Source organism: Trinickia violacea (assembly GCF_005280735.1).
Classification (GTDB): Bacteria; Pseudomonadota; Gammaproteobacteria; order Burkholderiales; family Burkholderiaceae; genus Trinickia_A; species Trinickia_A violacea.
On record NZ_CP040078.1, the window covers coordinates 2039390 to 2056282 of the forward strand.

A 16893-nucleotide genomic window follows, 5' to 3' on the forward strand; every position below is an offset into this window, starting at 1 on the left:
GGAAAGGTCGGGTGTTATTCGAGCGCCCACTGCGCGAGCGTGCCGACGAGCTCGTTCATCAGCACGTTGTCGATCTCGCGCGCACCCGCGGTACGGCACCGCGCGAGCACGGCATCGACGATGCGCGCATCGAAAGCGAACTGCTTGCCGGTGGATTCGTGGTAACGGGTTCTCAGCTGCTCGAGTTTCTTCTCGATGATGGCGCGCACCACCGCGTCGTCGAGCGGCCGGTAGGGCACGGCGGTCATCCGCGCGAGGAACGCGGGGCGGAACGCCTTGAGCAAGGTCTCGCGCAGGCGGAGGGCGAAGGCCTCCGTGGCGAGCGTCCCGGGCGGCACGTGCATCAGCAGTTCGGCGCCGACGTTGCTCGTGGCGAGAATGACCGTGTTGCGAAAATCGACCGTGAGGCCTGTGCCGTCTTCCATCATGCCTTTGTCGAATACGTTGTAGAACGCTTCGAGCACGTCGGGATGGGCCTTCTCGATCTCGTCGAGCAGCACGACGCTATACGGGCGGCGGCGCACGGCCTCGGTCAGCATGCCGCCCGTGCCGAAGCCGACGTAGCCGGGCGGCGCGCCCTTCAGCTGGGATACCGTATGCGCTTCCTGGTATTCCGAAAGATTGATCGCGATGAGGTTGCGTTCGCCGCCGTAAAGCGCGTCGGCGAGCGCGTACGCGGTCTCGGTCTTGCCGACCCCGGTCGGGCCGACGAGCAGAAACACGCCAACGGGTTTCAGCGGGTCGGTCAGGCCGGCGCGATACGCCTGGATGCGCTTGGCGATCCGGTCGAGCGCCGCGTCCTGGCCGACGATGCGCTGCGCGAGACGCTCCTTCAACGTGCGCACCGCGTGCATCTCGTCGGCCAGCATCTTGCCGACCGGAATGCCGGTCCAGCTCGCGATCACGGCGGCCACTGCCTTCGAATCGACGCAGACGGGCACCATCGCATCGTCCTCGCGGATCGCTTCGAGCCCGCTTTCGAGCCGGGCCAGCTCGGCGGCAAGATCTTCGAGCGCCTCGCTTTGCGCGCTGTCGGGCGCGGCGCGCAAGGTCCGATCGAGCGCTGCGAGCCTCGCGCGCGCGTCGAGAATCTCGCGGACCGTTGCCGCTTCGTCTTGCCAGCGCGTATCGAGCTCGCGCGCGAGCGCGGCGTTGCGCTGGTGTTCGGCGTCGAGCGCCGCAACCCGCGCCGCGTGGTTTGCGCCCATCACCATCTCTTGCCGCAGCCGCGTCAGCTCGTCGTGAAGCGAACGTTCGCGATGCCGCGCGGCTTCCAGCTGCGGCGGCGTGTCGTGCTGCGCCAGCGCGACGCGCGCACAGGCGGTGTCGAGCACCGCGATCGCCTTGTCGGGTAACTGCCGTCCGGAGATGTAGCGATGCGAGAGCTTCACGGCGTCGACGATGGCCGCTTCGAGCACCGCGACGCCGTGATGCTCTTCGAGCTTCGCGGCGACGCCGCGCAGCATCGCCACCGCGGTCGCTTCATCGGGCTCTTCGATCTGCACGAGCTGAAAGCGCCGTGCAAGCGCGGGGTCTTTCTCGAAGTACTTCTTGTATTCGAGCCAGGTCGTCGCCGCGATCGTCCGCAGCTCGCCGCGCGCGAGCGCGGGCTTGAGCAGGTTCGCGACGTCGCTCTGGCCTTCCGCGCCGCCGGCCCCGATCATCGTGTGCGCTTCGTCGATGAACAGAATGACCGGCTGCGCGGCGCGCTTGACTTCGTCGATCACGCCCTTGAGCCGCTGCTCGAATTCGCCTTTGACGCCGGCTCCCGCTTGCAGCAGCGCCAGATCGAGCACACGCAGCGCGACGTTGGCAAGCGGCGGCGGCACGTCGCCGGCGGCGATGCGCAGCGCGAGCCCTTCGACCACGGCAGTCTTGCCCACCCCCGGCGCGCCGACGAGGATCGGATTGTTTTGCCGGCGCCGCAGCAGGATGTCGACGGTCTGGCGAATCTCGGCATTGCGGCCGACGATCGGATCGATGCGTCCCGCGCGCGCGTCGGCGGTCAAATCGAGCGTGTATTGGTCGAGCATCGCGGGCGCGCTCGCGGCGGCGCCGGAACCGCTCGCACGGGACTGGGCCGCCGCCGCGCCGCGTTCGGACGACGCGGCGAGCCATTCTTTCCGATTCGCGCGCAGCGTGGCGGACGACACGCGCAGAATCGACGGCACGCTCGCGGACAACTGCGCGCACAGCGCGTCGTTCTCGAGCAGCGCGACGAGCAGCGTGCCCGAACCGACGAAGGGCTCTTGCAGCACGACGGTGGACTGCACGAGCGCGTCCTGCAGCAGCAGCACGAGATTTGCCGAGAACGCCGGCATGCGGGTGTTGCCGCGCTTGAACTGCTCGAGCGCGTTGTTGATCTCGGCAATGAGCGTGTCGCGCTCGAGGCCGAAGTGCGGCAGCAGGCAGGCCAGATCGCCGCCTTCGATGTCGATCAGCTCGAGCAGCCAATGCTCGATTTCGACGTGAAAGTGCGTTTGCCGCTGGCAGCGTTGCGCTGCCTTCTCCAGCGCGCTGCGCGCCGGCCGTTCGAGCTTGCCGACCAGCGTCTTCAGATCGAGCGCCATCAAGCGGCTCCGCTGCCGCCGCGCAGCGTCATGCGCGCGGTGCGGGCCGGCGGTATCGCGCCCGCGCCGGCCCAGGCGGTCCAGCCGAGGCGCGGCGGCACCGCTTTGGAAAGGCGCGCGCGCGGCTGTTGGCCGGCGGCCAGGTGCAGCTCGACGTGGAGATAGAGATCCGCGCCGAAATAGGCCGCCGCGAGGCCGCGCAGCTCCGTATGGCGCCCGCCGCCTGGCAGAAACGATTCGTAGTCGCCGAGCGCCAGCGGGCCGATGCGAATCCCAATCCCGCGGTGTTCGTCCCAGATCCGGGTCCCGGCCACGGCGCCGGTGCCCAGCCGGTGATTGCGGCCCTGGCGGCCGATGCGTGTCTGGCTCGCCGCCGCGATCTCGCGCCAGCCGCCCGCAAACGGCGACGAACGCATCGGCAGGCCGAAATGGTGGCACGCCATCACATCGAAGCCCGCCAGCGAACGCCGGCTGTTCGCGAACAAGCCGGCGCGCGCGAGCACGGCATGCGCATCGATGCCTGCGGGCGCGGCGTGCCGGCGCGCCGAAAGCAGCAGGCCGGACAGGCCGCGCAGGACCGTTTGCGCGGTGCTTCGATCGGGTTCGAGATAAGGATCGGCGACGCGATACTTGCGCTGGGCGCGATAGAGCAGCGCGAGCAGCCGGTGCTGGAATAGATTCAGAAACGCGACCGCTGAGGTGTCCTTGTTGCGCACGCGGTCCTGCAGCCATTCGAGGTAGGTGTCGGGCAGCGGGCCTTCCGGCCCGCCGAGACCGAAGGCATTGACTTCGAGCTGCGGCTGCGGCGGCTCGTCGACGGCAGGGGCGGTGAGCGATCGCAGCGGCGCCTCGCGCACCGCGCCGAGCGCGCTCGGCGCGAACACGGGCGCGAGCGCGCCCATCAGTCCGAGCGCTTCGGCGCGCGGGTCGAGGCCGGTGCCGAGCGGCACGGCGCCGGGCCGCAGCAGTTCGAGAAGCCGCACTGCCTGCGCGAATTCGAAGGCATGCGGTTCGTCGAAGAGGCGCTCGGCTACAGAACGAGCGGGGTGCCCTGCATCGGCCGCCATGCGTGAATCTCCCTGCCGTCGCGCACGAGCGCGGTATGCACGAAACGGTTGACGCTCGCGTAGAGCGAGAAGAAGTTCGCGAGCACGCCGGAGAACATCACGGGACTCGTGCCGACGAAGTGCGAAGGGTCCAGCTCGATTGAGACCTTGAGGCCGTTGCGCCAGCCGCGCCACAAATCGTCGCCGACGTGCGCGACCACCGGTTCGCTGGCGACGCCCGTGAGTCCGGCAATCTGCCGTTGGGCGGCGGGACTTGCCGCGAGATTGTGCAGTTCGAGCATTTCGCGCAGCGTCTGCAGCGCCTGTGGTCCGGAGACGAGCGGCGCGTGATTCAGGACGAACTGGGACGCCAGGCGCCAGCGCGAGCTGCCGTCGAGCGTGGCCGTGATCTGCCGCGTCGGGCGATGCGCGATGCGCACGCTCGCGACCGGGCCCGGCTGCTCGAACGAGAGTGCAGCGCCGGGTTCGAGCGTATGCGCGAGGTGCCGGTTCGTGCACAGCAGTTCGGCCGTCAGCGTTCGGGCAGGCGTGCTCGCCGGATCGAAGCGGGTATCCACGAAGGTCAGCATGATGTCGCTGCCGGGCCGCGACGGGTGCATGCCCGACACGCGCCGCGCGTGCCAATAGAGCGTCGAGCCGAGGCCGTGCTGCACGCCGTAATAGGGCGGCACTTCTTCGACTTCGCGTCCGTTGACGGAACGCACGCTGCGCACCGCGTAGATCTCGGTGCTCGCTTCACGGTGCGCGTCGGGGCTCACGCGGATTTCCCGCTGCGTGCCGTCGGGGCGCAGCGGCTCGGAGGTGCGCGCAAACAGATTCAGCGCAGGCGTGCAGCCGAGCGCGAAATCGTGGGCGTGCAGCGTGAGCCGGCCGCTCGGCGCGGCCGTCAAGCCGATCAGCAGATCGAGCCGGTCGCCGGCGTCGGCAGGCGGCGTGAACGGCACATCGAAGAACGCGAATTTCTCGGGGAAGGCGAAATATTCGACGAGCAGCCGGCAGGCCGGGTGTACGCCGTCTTCGTGCGGCAGCAGCGCTTCGGATTCGCTGAAGCCGACGGGGTCGGGCTTTCCCGTCAGCGGCTGTGGCGGCTGTTCGGGCCGTTGCACGTAGATCGCCGAGCCGTGCGCGCACAGCAGGTCGTAGAGCGTCGCGGCCGTCACGGGCGAGCCCGCCAGACGCAGCCGCAGGCGCTCGATCGGCAGCGCGCCGAACGTATGCGAGCCCGTGCAGCGCAGCGATAGACGCAGCGCCGATTGCAGCGCCGCATTCGCCGTTGCGGCTTGCGCCTCTTCCGCATTCAGCAGTTGCGCGGCTTCGAGCTCGATCGGCCAGAGCGTCACGTCGGCCGAAGTGCGCCAGCGCACCGCGGCGCCGCCCGACGTGACATGCTGGAGCGGCGTATTGCGCGGCACGGTGTACCCGGCGGCGACGCTGCCTTGCGTCGGGTCCGCCTCGAACTGCACGATCGTCATCGACGGGATGGGCCGCGACGCATACGGATAAAACTGCTCGAGGAGGCCATCGGTCAGCTCGGAATACTCGTCGTCGAGCGTGCGCTGAATGCGCGCCGTCAAGAGCGCGAAACTTTCGAGCAGCCGCTCGACGTGCGGATCGGCGCTTTCGCCGGGCCCGAGTTCGAGACGGCGGGCGATCTTCGGATAGCGCCGCGCAAAGCTTTCGCTCGCGCGGCGCAGGTAGGTCAGTTCGCGTTGATAGTAGTCGAGCAGCAGGTCGTCAAGCGATTCGTTCATCGACGACTCCGACCGGCTGTCCGTCGGCCAATGGCGCCACGAAAGCGATGGGCCAGCGGCCTGCGGCGCTGACGAGGTGGCCCGTGATGCGCAGCCGCAGTCGCCACGGCACGTCCGGGTCCGGCTCGATCTGCGCTTGCGGTTGCGCCAAGCGCGGCTCGAATGCCGTCACGGCTTCGACGATGTCGCGCTCGAGCGCTGCCCGGTCCGCCGGCCGCGCGGCGTGGCTCGCGCTCCAGTCGGGCAGGCCATAGTGCAGCACGTCGAGCGGCCTGCGCCCTGGCGCCGGGGTCTTTCCGCGCCGCGTGTTGAGGAGGCGCACGAGTTCGGCGCGTACGGAATCGCGCAGTTCATCGGGCGTGAGCGTGCTTTGCACCGAGGGTTCGTCGGGCGAGTAGGGCGCGTCGTCTTCGAGCCGCTCGAAAAGCGGCACCGGTGCGACAGGCGTATCCGGGCGGACGGCTGGCGGCATGGGCGTGGAGGGCCGATCGGCTCGCGCGCGTTACTTGACCAGCTTGTTCGCGGCGAGATCCCAGGTCGACGCGGCCGTGCCTTCCTTGGCGCCGTCGTCCTTCTGAGCCGTCAGCTCCCATTTGATCTTCGTGAAGTTCATCGACAGCGTCTCGACCGGCTTGCCGCCCGAGCCGCCCGACACGCTCACGTTGCTCAGCACGACGTTGCTGAGCGTGTAGGTGATGAACGGCATGATCTTGCCGTCGCTTTCGGCGGCGTTGCGGCCGACGACCAGCTTCGCGGTCGCGATCGCCTTGCCGCCGCAGCAGTATTCGTTGAGCGTGGGCGTGGAGATGTCGACGAACTTCGTGACCGTCATCTCGCCGATATGCGGCTTGCCCGACGTGCGCTCCGAATTGCTCACGTCGTTGGTGACCTGCATGGCCACGTTGTGGCTGTACGACATGACTTCGATCTTGTCCGTGTAGCCTTCGAGCGTGCATTCGCCCTTGATGTCGTCACCGAGATCGAGAATGATCGAATCCATGAGTCAGCGCTCCTCACGCGTGGGGAAGCGGCGCGTGCCGTGCTGGCCGCGCCGCGTGGATAGGGGAATCGTGCATGCGGTATGCAAAATGCCCAATACCGCATGCGGCATGCCGCATGTCAGGCGGCCGCTGCCGGAGGCGGAAGCGCCGCGACGAGCCGGATCGAAGCGGTCAGCTCCTCGAGCTGGAAGTGCGGCCTGAGGAATACCGTCGCCCGGTAGGCGCCCGGCTTGCCCGCGACTTCCGTCACGTCGACGCGCGCCTCGCGCAGCGGGTACTGCGCCTTGATCTCCTGCGGGGCGTTGTCGTTGAGCAGCACGTAGTCGGCGATCCAGGTGTTCAGGTACGAGCGCACGTTGTCGCGCGTCATGAAGCTGCCCACCTTGTCGCGCATGATCACCTTGATGTAATGCGCGAAGCGCGAAGCGGCGAGCACGTAGGGCAGCATCGCAGAGATGCGCGCGTTGGCTGTGGCCTCGTTCGTGTTGTAGACCGACGGCTTGTTGGCCGTTTGTCCGCCGAAGAACACGGCAAGCCCTTCGCTCTTCTTGTGGCATAGCGCGATGAAGCCGAGCGAATCCAGTTCCTTTTCGCGCCGGTCGGTGATCGCGACTTCGGTCGGGCATTTCATCGCCTTGTCGCCCGCGGCCGTCTGGAAGATGTGATCGGGCAGCTTCTCCACCGCGCCGCCGCCTTCCACGCCGCGGATCGCTGCGCACCAGCTGTACTGCGCGAACGCGTTGGTAATGCGCTGGCCCAGCGCGTACGCGGCGTTGCCCCAGAGATATTTCGAGTGATCGGTGCCGTCGACGTCTTCAATGAAGCGCATGCCGTCGACCGGATTGCTGTCCGGATGATAGGGACGCCGCATCAGCACGTGCGGCAGCACCAGTGCGACGTAGCGCGAGTCTTCGCTCTTTCTGAATTCGCGCCAGCGGTGCATGTCGATCGTTTCGAACACCTTCGACAGATCGCGCGGCACGCCGAGCTCGGTGAAGCTGCCCATATCGAACAATTGCGGATGGGCCGCCGAAATGAACGGCGCGTGCGCCGCCGCTGCGACCGAGGCGAGCTTTTCGAGCAGGCTCACGTCAGGGGTCTGGCGCGTGAAGTAGTAGTCGCCGATCAGCACGCTGAACGGGTGCCCGCCGAACGTGCCGTATTCCTCTTCGTAGATCTTCTTGAAGAGCGCGCTCGTGTCGACGTCGATCGCCTTTTCGAGGTCGTTCTGCAAGTCCTTCTTCGATGCATTGAAGAGGCGCAGCTTGAGCCGCGTGCTGGTCTCGGTGTTCTTCACGAGGTAGTGCAGCCCGCGCCACGAGGCTTCGAGTGCCTGAAAGTCCGGGTGATGGAGCACCTTGTTCATCTGCTCGCCGATCAGCTCGTCGATCTTGCGGATGTGATCGTTGATCATCGCGACGGTGTCGCGGCTGATCGTCATGTTCTTGTCGAGCACCTGCAGCGCGAATTCGGCGAGCAGTTCGCGTGCGTGCTGCTGCTGCTCTTCGTCGTGGGCCATGCGGCCGTCCTGGACGATGCGGTCGAGCAGGGTGAGCGTTTCCGTTTGCGCGGGCGCGGCCGCGGCTTGAATATCCGACATCAGCGTCTCCTGAAGCAGCGGAACTCAGTTCGCGGGCGTGTCGCCGGCGGGGGCGTCGGGCTCCGACGGCGCCGGCAGTTGCGCGACCTCGCCGTCTTGCGGATGGGCGGACTTGATCTCGGTCAGCCCCTGCGTGTTGTGCACCACGTCCTGCAGCAGCTTGTCGAGCTCGTCGTTGCCGTCGAGCTTCGTCAGCAAGTCGCGCAGGCGCAGCCGCGCCTCGTAGAGCTGCTTGAGCGGCGCAATCTGCTTGACGATCTCCACGGGGTCGAACTCGTCGATGTGCTCGAATTTCAGCGCGAGATTCAGCTTGCTGCCGTCGGAAGCCAGCGTGTTGTCGACTTGCAGCGCAACACGCGGGCCGATCGACTTCATCACGTCGTTGAAGTTGTCGCGATCGATGTCGACGAAGCGGCGCTCCGTCATTTTCGGCAGCGGCGTTTCGGGACTACCGGACAAGTCGGCAAGGATGCCGACGACCAGCGGCAATTCCCTTTTTTCAATGGCATTGCCGATTTCGACGTCGTACGTGATCTGGACGCGCGGCGGGCGGTTCCTTTCGAACCAATGCTGTGTACTGTCAGCCATGGTCACCTCAGCAAGTTTCTTTTTCTAATACGTGGAATTCTCGGAATACGGCTTTTTTGTCTCTTTTATGACGCTTTTTTGTTTCTTGCATGACGAGCCGAAATTGCACGGGCAGGCCGTGCGGCTGTCATGCATGCAGCTATTGAACCGCTTGCATGGAAATCGAAATCGAATATATGTTGCACGCCCGAGCGCAATAGAACCCCACGGATGCCACGCCGCAATCTGCGGCTAGCTTCCGTTCGAATCGGTCAGCATGCCTATGTTGCGGGAATGCCGACGCCAAAGGAATTTGAAAGAGAACCTTGAAAAATTCACCTGGCCGCTTAAAGATAAGACAAAATTACTCTACGATAGACGTCAACGAATTTCAAACTAAATTTACGTGACGATTGGGGTACGCTTTAAAAACATCGCAATCCTTACATATTGATTGCTAAAAAGACGAGAGAAGCACACACAGAGCGATAGGGGGTAGCGAAGTGACCAGCGCGTTGCGACTTGCAGGCTCCCGGCTGCCCGGTCTGCTGCACGGCTTGTTGCCGGTGCTGCTGCTGGCCGTGTTGTGCATCGCGGGGTGTTCCGCGTCGCTGCCCCGCGTCAAGATCGATTCACTCGCGATCAACGTCACGGCGCAAGCGAACCTCGATACGCCGATCGCCGTCGACGCCGTGCTGGTACGCAATCCTCAGCTATTCGACACGCTGCTCGGCCTGCCGTCGGCGAAATGGTTCGCCGAGCGCGATCAGATGCAGCGCGACTATCCGAGAGATCTCACGGTGCTGTCCTATGAGCTCGTGCCCGGCCAGCAGCTCACCGATCCCAAGTTCGCGTTCAAGGGCGAGCACGCCGCCGGCGTGCTGGTGTTCGCCGACTACCAGACGCCGGGGGCGCACCGCGTGCGCCTCGACGGCGGGCCGCCCAAGGCAGTGCTTCTGCTCGGCGACCAAGACCTTCAATTGATGTCCCGCTAGAGGCGAGCCGCCTGACATGATGCGTACCCTGTTTCCCGATCCGATCTGCTGGTTCGAAGGCATGCCGCTCTTGCCGCAGCATTTCCAGACCCAGGCGCTGCACGCGGCGGGGCACGCCGCGTTGCTGGCCGGGGCGGCGCGGCCGCACTACTGGGGCGTGCTGGCGCTCGAGCAGGAAGAGGCCGGGCTCGCGGAAGGGCTCGTGCGCATCACTGCGCTGGACGCGATCCTCTCCGACGGCCTGCCGATTCGCCACACCGCCGACGATCCGGTGCTGCAGATCGACGTGCGCCAGGCGTTCACGACGCCGGAGCAGACGGTGACCGTCTATCTGGCGGTACCGCCGCTCTATCGCGGCGGCCAGCTCGATCAGCGCGGCTCGCGCTACCGGCAGCACGAAAGCGTGGACGTCCCCGATCTGGCCGCCGGCGCCGACCCGGCATCGGTGACGACATGGCGGCCGCGGCTGCATCTGATGACCGATCTCGGCAATCAGGAATACGACCGGCTGCCGTTGATGCGCCTGCGGCAGCAAGGCGGCGGCGTGGCGCTCACGGAGTACGTGGTGCCGTGTCCGTTCGTTGCGCCCGAGTCGCTGCTCGGCCAGCGCGTGATGCGTGCCACCGTGCGCGCGCGCGAAAAGTGCGTGTTTCTCGCGGGCCGCCTCGATGCGGCGCGGCACGCCGGCGAACTCGACGATGTCGCGCAAATCGAGCGTCAACTCTCGGCGCTATGGATGCGCTTGCCGGAGGCGGAGGCTGCGCTGCTGTCGCGCTCGGTGCACCCGCTCGAGCTGTACTTCATCCTCGCCGGCATGGCGGGTGCGCTTGCCAGCCTGCGCCCGGAACGCGGCGTGCCCGTGTTCGCGCCGTTCGACTATATGGAATTGCTCGCGTCTTTCGATCCGCTGCTGGAATGGATCGATGCGGCGCTTGCGACGATCCGGCAGGGTTACCGGGTGCGCCAGTTCACCGCTGAAGGCGGGGGATTCTGGATCGCTCCGCCGTTCGAGGCGGGCGCGGCGCAAGCGGAACTGGTGATCGGCCTGCGCATGCCGGCCGACGCCGGCGAGCACGACGCCGCCGCGTGGCTCGAGCAGACTGTGATCGCGTCGCGCCCGCACGTGCCCACGCTCGCGCGTCAGCGGATGCGAGGTCTCGCGCGCCGCCCGCTTGGACGCGACGAGCGCGCGGCCTACAGCGCGGGCGACGACACCGCGATGTTCGCCATCGTGCTCGACGATGGGTGGTTCGATCGTCAGGAGCCGTTGCACATCGACGTGCGCGCGGGCGCGCGGGGCGTCGCGCCGTGGGCGGTGCAGCTTTTTACGCCGGCGGGCGAGGCGGGTGAAGGCGCCGCGGGGGCGCAGCGTGGCGGCAATGAGTGACTTCGACAGCGGCCTCGGTGACGATCGTGACGCACGCGGGCCGCTGACGCGCGCCTTCGTCGCGGCGTTCGAGCACGCGACGGCGGCGCGCGCCGCCATCGAGCGACGCTTGGATGAGCTGTCCGATCCGGCGGCGCAGGCCGAGGAACTCGCCGCGCAGCTTTCGGCGGCGGCGCGGCGGCTCGCGCGCGAGGCGATGGCGTGGACGGGCGCCGCGGGCGAGACGGACATTGCCGCGGCGCAGTACGCGTTCGTGGTGTTGCTCGACGAGCTGCTGCTGTTCTCGGAGTGGCCGGGCAGCGCCGCGTGGGAAGCGCGGCCGCTGGAGATGCGGGTGTTCGGCACGCACGCGGGGGGCGAGCGCCTGCCCGACGCGATCGAAGCGCTGCTCGCGCAGCGCGATCCTTCGCAACGCGATCTGGCCAGTGTCTATCTCGCGTGCCTGATGCTTGGGTTCAAAGGGCGCTTGCGTGGCGAGGCGGGTGCGCTGCGGCACGATCAGCTGCGGCACGCGCTCTTTGCGTTCGCGATGCAGCGCGATGCCGAACCGGCCAGGCTCGCCGCGCCGCTCGAACGCGCGGGCGTCGCGCCGGGCCGCGCCGCGGCGCTCACGCAGATGTTTCCCGATCTTGCGCGCCTGGCGCTGCTGCTGGGCATCGGCGTGTGCGTGCTGCTCGGCATTTCGCACTTGGCCTGGTCGTTGGCGACGGCGCCCGTGCCGCCCGCTGTGACGCAGTTCCGGTCGCTCGCGCTCCTCGATCCATCGCCGCCGCGCGTGGACCGTTCGAGCGCGTCGGGCGTCGTCATGCCGCTGGTGCCGTCCGTGCCGCTGCGAACCGTCGACGCGGACAGTCTCGCCATGCGTACGGCAGCGCTACCCGAGACGGCCCGGCTTGAGGCGGCCCCGTCCGAAGGAGGGCGTCCATGACGCTCGTCGTGATCCTGCTCGGGCTGATCGCGCTGATTCTGTTGGCGCTCGTTGCGTTCGCCGTTTGGCAATGGTGGCGCAGGCGCGAGGACGGCAGGCCGTTGCGCAGTTTTCGCGCGGCCGTGCGCGCCGCCCACGCGGCGATGGGCGTGCCCGACGCGTATTCGATTCCGCGCATTCTCGCGACCGGGTCGCCTGCCGCGATCGATGCGCTGTGCCGCAGCTGGCGCATGACGCCGGCGGGCGACCCCGGCTGGTACGGTCGCGTGTGGCACGACGCGGAAGGACTGCTGATCGCCGAGCCGAACGACATGCTCGCGGCCCCTCCCGCCGACCGCCAACTCGGCGTCTGGCGCAGGCTGCTGCGCGCGGTGCTGCGCAACCGGCCGGGCCGTCCGCTCGACGCGATCCTGTGGGTGATCGCGGCCGATGCGCTCGTCACGGAGGACGGTCAGCCGCGCGAAACGTCGGCGGTCGCGCTCGAATCGTCGCGCAAGCTGTTCGCGCTGCAGCGGCAATTCGGCCAGATGCTGCCGCTCTATGTCGTGATCAGCGGCTGCGATGCGATTCCGGGTTTCGATGCGCTCGCCACCGGTTTGCAAGGCGCGGCGGGCGGCGCACCGCTTGGCTGGGCCTCGCCTTATCCGCCCAAGCGCGCGTACGAGGACGAGTGGATCGGCGAGGCGTTCGCGACGATGCGCAACGCGCTGACCGAAACGATCGCCGAACTCGGCACGCTCAACGGCGGGGTCGGCGAGGGCCTGTTTCTGCTGCCGCAGCGCATCGATGCGTTGCGCACGCCGTTGCGCGAGCGCATCGATCTTGCGCTGCGCGGTGGCGCGGACGGCACGGCGCCGCTGTTGCGCGGCATCCATTGCGTCGGCTCGGTGCCCGAGCGGCTGCCGCCGGGCGACGCCAACGGCGTGTTGGGTCTGCGCGCGAGCGCGCCGGCGTTCGCCGCGCGCCTGTGGCACGACGTCGTGCTGCGCGGTCAGGGCCTCGCCTGGCCGATCCCGCGCGTGCTCGCACTGCGCATGCGGCGGCACCGGGTGGCGACGATTGCCGCCGCGGCGCTGGCAGTGTGCTGGTGCGTGGGGCTGGGCGTCTCGTGGTGGCACCTGCGCAGCGATGCGCGCACGCTCGCCGGCGCATACGATTCGCTGACGCTCGCGCTGACCACCTACCGCGAGTCCGACCGGAGCGATGCGGCCGCCGCCAAAGTGCTCGGCACGGCGGCGGGGACCTTGATGAACGTGCCGCGCTGGCGCCTGACGTCGCCGTTCATGCCGCTTTCCTATATGACGCTGGAAAGCGAGCTCGACGACACCCAGGAACAGATGCTGCGCAGCGTCGTCTTCGCGCCGCTGCGCGACCGTCTCATGCAACGGTTCGCGGATTTGTCTTGCGCGGCAGGCGCCGCCTCCGGTGCGGATGCGACGCAGGAGACGGCTGCCAAGCCTCAGGATCTGCCGGAGTACCTTGGCGGCACCCAGCTCGTCGCCAAGGCGGCGCAAATCGAGCATCTGATTTCCCGCTACAACGAGCTGGTGGAGATCGGCACCGGCGATCTCGCGATGCTGGCGCAACTGCTGCGCGAGGCCGAGGGCGTCACGCTCGCGCCCGAGCGTGTGCCCGATCGCGAGTCGCTCGATGCCGTCGTGCGCGACATTGTTGTCGACAACGGCTTGGTGCAGTTCAGCAGCGCCCCGGCCGTGGCGGCGCGCCAGCGCGCGAGCCTATGCTTCGAGCAATCGTTCGATGCGTGGTTCGATCGTGTCTATTCGGATTCGACGCTGACCGCTAACGCGGCGTTGGTCCAGACGGCGCTGACGGACTTGCGCGCGCCGGGCGCGACACCGACGGACGCCGCGCTGAGCACACTTGCGAGCGGCATCGATACGCTCGCGGCGCAGGTCGACACCGCCGATCACGGCTGGGCGAGCGCACATGGCAAAGAGCTGGTGCCGGGCCTCACGACGACGTTCGACACGGCCCAGCATCTGCAACTGATCGGCGCCGCGCCTGTTGCAGCCGTGCTTGCGCACGAAGAAGCCCAGCAGAACGCGTTCTCCGCGCGCTGGCTGGTGAGCGGCAATCTGCCGGGCGTGTTGAGCGCGACGCCCGCAAGCGGACTGCAGCTCGCCGCCGACTTGCCGCAGTTGCGCGAAGCGCTGCGCACGCTGCTTGCGCAGCCGTTTGCCGGCGGCTCGCCCAATGCGAACGCGGCGATCCGCAGCGTCGATGCGGCGAGCGCGCAGCGCGCACTGGCGGTGTTGCCCGCGTACCGGCAATACGTTGCCGGGCCGCTTGCGCAAGCTCCCGATGCTTACCGCGGCCCCTTGCTCGCCGCTGCCGGAAACGACGCCGTGCAAAGCATGGTGGGCGCGCTGTCGGCGCCGGCCTCGCCCGCGACCCAGCGCGACGTCGCCTCGGCCGCGGACGCCGCGATGCAATTCGACGCGCTAAAAAAGAGCGCGCTGGATCTGATCGCCGCCTTCGATTCGCTCGGCCGCGACGATCTCGCGACGACTGTCGCCCTGCGGGTGAGCGACGCCGCCTTGGCTGTCCTGCGCGCGTCCGATGCGCAGCTGGAGTCGCTCGCGCCGTTCCGCCCCGTGCGCGGCGACTTTTCCGGCTGGAACGGCAGCCCGGGCGGCGCGCTGCGCGCGTTCGGCGCCGCCACGCCGCAGGCGCTGCAAACGTATCTGGCCGCGCAAGCGGCAGCGGTGGCCGAGGCCGCGGGCAGCGCCGCGAGCGCGCTCGATTGGCTGAATGCGCAAAAGCCGCCGCTCGAACCGTCCGACGCGCGGCTGGTCGCCCGGTGGAGGGCATTGTCGGCGGATCTCACGCAGTACCGAGCCAAGAGCCCCGCGAGCGCGATGATCGCGGTGCCCGCGATCATCTCCGAGCAGCTCGACAAGCTCGATCTCAACAACTGCAGCGCGACGCTCGAGCAGATCGACGTGCCGGCGGCCGGCGATATCGTGGCGAGCGCGGGTGTGCGGCTCGTGTCGTCGGCGCGCGAGCAGTGTTTCAGGCTGCAGATGGGCACCGGCATGGAGGCCTACGAGCAGATCCGGAACTTCTTCGCGCGCTATCTGGCCGGACGCTTCCCCTTTGCCGCCGATGCGAACGCGCCGGCCGCCGACGTGCGCCAGACCGCGGCGTTCGTCGCGCTGCTCGACGCCCATCTCGCCGATGCGCAGCGCGGACTCGCGGCGGCAGCGGCGGTCGGGCGCGGGCGTCCCGATGAGGCGCGCTTCATCGCGCAGCTCGCTGCCGCCAAGCCGTGGCTCGACGCGCTCCTCGCGCGCGGCGCGGACGGCTCGCTGCAAGGCATGGAGCTCAGCGTCGAATGGCGCGTCGATCGCGTCGACGAGGTGGGCGCGGATCAAGTCATCGAATGGAAGCTCGCGAGCGGCAGCGACACGCTGACTTACCCGTCCTCGGGCGAGCCGCCCGTGCGCTGGAAGCCGGGGCTGCCGGTGTCGATCAGCTTGCGCTGGGCGAAGGACGCGCCGTGGCAGCCGATGTTCGACGCCGCGCAACCGACGCTCACGGGCGCAAACGGCGTCGCGACCTGGAGCGCCGCCGACGCGTGGGCTTTCCTGCGCATTGCGCGGCTGCATCAGATGCCGGCGGACGCGGGCGCCGCGATCGCGGGGCAGTCGCCTCGGCTGCTGTTTACGGTGCCGGTGCGTGACCGCAACGGCGCGATACAGACGGCGCGAATGTATCTGCGCGTCGGCTTCATCAACGCGGCGAAGGCGCCTCAGGCGATTCCCGACTTGCCGGTTGCCGCACCCGGCTACGGCGTACCAGGGACGACGACGCTCGGCTACCCGCCGGCCGCGGGCTTCTCGGAGGCGGGCCGCGGATGATGCCGGAACTCGAACTAGCCGCGCTGCTGCAGCCGCTGCCGGGCGTTGAGCCGTGCGGCCCGTCGCTGCTGCACGATCCCGCATTCGATGCGATCCGCGCGGCGCGTCGCGCCGACGATCCGAGTCTGCCTGCGGGCGTCTGGCAGACCGAGCTGAAAGTGGCCGACTGGCAGGCGGTGGAAACGCATTGTGTCGACATCCTAAGGAATCGCAGCAAGGACCTGACGATCGCGGCGTGGCTCGGCGAGGCCTGGCTGCAGCGCTACGGCGTGCCGGCGCTGCCGCGCTGCTTCGAATTGATCGCGGGATTGTGCGAGCGCTTCTGGGATGGCGTGCATCCGCTGCCGCGCGACGGCGACGCCGGTTTCCGCGCGGCGCCGCTCGCCTGGCTCGTTACGGCGTACGCAGATTTGCTGTCGGTGCAAATCGAACTGTTCGAAGGCCGCGACGGCCTGCGCGGCACGCTTGCGCAGTGGCAGGCTGCGCAACGCGCGCAACTGGCCGCGAGCTCGCGCCAGAACGTGCCGCCTGCGCAGCGCGAAGCGGCCACGCGTACCGTGACCGTGCTGCAGGAAGCGGCGCGCGCGGCGTCGCCGGTGGCGCTGCGGCACGCGCATGAATCGCTTTCGACTGCGCGTCTCTTGATCGAGCTGCTGGATGCATGGTGCACGCCGCGCCTCGGCAACGAAGCGCCGAGCTTTTCGACGCTGCTCGAAACGATGACTCAAGCAGGACTTGTCTTGACGGAGTGTCTCGCCATGCATCCGAATTCAGAGCCGCCGCGCGCCGTGCCGGCGAGCGACGCCGAGCGCACGGCCGCCGCGCCGGGGCAACAGCAGTCCAGCGCGGCAGCGGGCGTGCCGGGCATGCCTCAAAGCCGAGAAGACGCTTACCGCCAATTGGCGACGATCGCGGATTACCTGATGCGCTACGAGCCGCATAGCCCGGTGCCGTACATGATCCAGCGGGCGCTGGAGTGGGGCGGTAAGCCGCTGCCTGTCCTGCTGCGGGAACTGATGTCGAGCGAAGCGGACGGGCAGAAGCTGTGGACGGTATTGGGCTTGCTGCCGGGGGCCGAGAAGACGAAATGAGGGCTGCCAGTGGCGTCGCGTGGTGCCGCCAGGAATCGACGCAGTCAGCTATTTG

At 68.1% G+C, this 16893-nt stretch carries 12 protein-coding genes; 5 read left to right on the top strand and 7 right to left on the bottom strand.

Features of this window, described 5'->3' with window-relative positions:
• Window positions 1-14: 14 nt before the first annotated feature.
• From tssH to tssB, 7 genes are all read right to left on the bottom strand, one after another.
• Window positions 15-2570: a type VI secretion system ATPase TssH gene (gene tssH, locus FAZ95_RS31310; protein WP_137336301.1), complete on the bottom strand. Its 2556-nt coding sequence runs from the start codon at window positions 2568-2570 to the stop codon at window positions 15-17.
• The gene (tssG, locus tag FAZ95_RS31315) at window positions 2570-3637 is read right to left on the bottom strand and encodes a type VI secretion system baseplate subunit TssG (protein WP_137336302.1); all 1068 of its coding nucleotides are present in this window, start codon (window positions 3635-3637) and stop codon (window positions 2570-2572) included. Before tssG ends, tssH begins: the two co-directional genes overlap by 1 nt.
• On the bottom strand, window positions 3601-5388 hold the full coding sequence (tssF, locus tag FAZ95_RS31320) for a type VI secretion system baseplate subunit TssF (protein ID WP_137336303.1): 1788 nt from the start codon (window positions 5386-5388) through the stop codon (window positions 3601-3603). The genes tssG and tssF overlap by 37 nt, the downstream gene beginning before the upstream one ends.
• Entirely contained in the window at window positions 5372-5860 is a 489-nt protein-coding gene (tssE, locus tag FAZ95_RS31325; protein WP_137336304.1) for a type VI secretion system baseplate subunit TssE, read from the bottom strand. The genes tssF and tssE overlap by 17 nt, the downstream gene beginning before the upstream one ends.
• Before the next feature lie 30 nt (window positions 5861-5890).
• Window positions 5891-6388 carry an Hcp family type VI secretion system effector gene (locus FAZ95_RS31330; protein ID WP_137336305.1) on the bottom strand — a complete coding sequence of 166 codons (498 nt, stop codon included), beginning with the start codon at window positions 6386-6388 and terminating at the stop codon, window positions 5891-5893.
• 119 nt (window positions 6389-6507) lie between these two features.
• On the bottom strand, window positions 6508-7989 hold the full coding sequence (tssC, locus tag FAZ95_RS31335; protein ID WP_137336306.1) for a type VI secretion system contractile sheath large subunit: 1482 nt from the start codon (window positions 7987-7989) through the stop codon (window positions 6508-6510).
• A gap of 24 nt (window positions 7990-8013) precedes the next feature.
• A complete protein-coding gene (gene tssB / locus FAZ95_RS31340; protein ID WP_137336307.1) occupies window positions 8014-8577 on the bottom strand; it encodes a type VI secretion system contractile sheath small subunit in 564 nt (187 codons plus the stop codon).
• A 482-nt stretch (window positions 8578-9059) separates the two neighbouring features.
• Here tssB and FAZ95_RS31345 point away from each other — a divergent pair, with 482 nt between their 5' ends.
• The 5 genes from FAZ95_RS31345 to tssA are packed head-to-tail and all read left to right on the top strand — an operon-like array spanning window position 9060 to window position 16838.
• On the top strand, window positions 9060-9551 hold the full coding sequence (locus FAZ95_RS31345) for a type VI secretion protein (protein ID WP_137336308.1): 492 nt from the start codon (window positions 9060-9062) through the stop codon (window positions 9549-9551).
• Between the two features lie 16 nt (window positions 9552-9567).
• Window positions 9568-10938 (top strand): type VI secretion system baseplate subunit TssK, encoded by a 1371-nt coding sequence (tssK, locus tag FAZ95_RS31350; protein ID WP_137336309.1) that lies wholly within the window; start codon window positions 9568-9570, stop codon window positions 10936-10938.
• The gene (locus tag FAZ95_RS31355) at window positions 10931-11866 is read left to right on the top strand and encodes a DotU family type IV/VI secretion system protein (protein WP_175425815.1); all 936 of its coding nucleotides are present in this window, start codon (window positions 10931-10933) and stop codon (window positions 11864-11866) included. Before tssK ends, FAZ95_RS31355 begins: the two co-directional genes overlap by 8 nt.
• Complete coding sequence (locus FAZ95_RS31360) at window positions 11863-15747, top strand: type VI secretion system protein (RefSeq protein ID WP_137336311.1); 3885 nt, start codon at window positions 11863-11865, stop codon at window positions 15745-15747. The genes FAZ95_RS31355 and FAZ95_RS31360 overlap by 4 nt, the downstream gene beginning before the upstream one ends.
• Window positions 15744-16838 (top strand): type VI secretion system protein TssA, encoded by a 1095-nt coding sequence (gene tssA / locus FAZ95_RS31365; protein WP_137336312.1) that lies wholly within the window; start codon window positions 15744-15746, stop codon window positions 16836-16838. The genes FAZ95_RS31360 and tssA overlap by 4 nt, the downstream gene beginning before the upstream one ends.
• The last annotated feature ends 55 nt before the right edge of the window (window positions 16839-16893 follow it).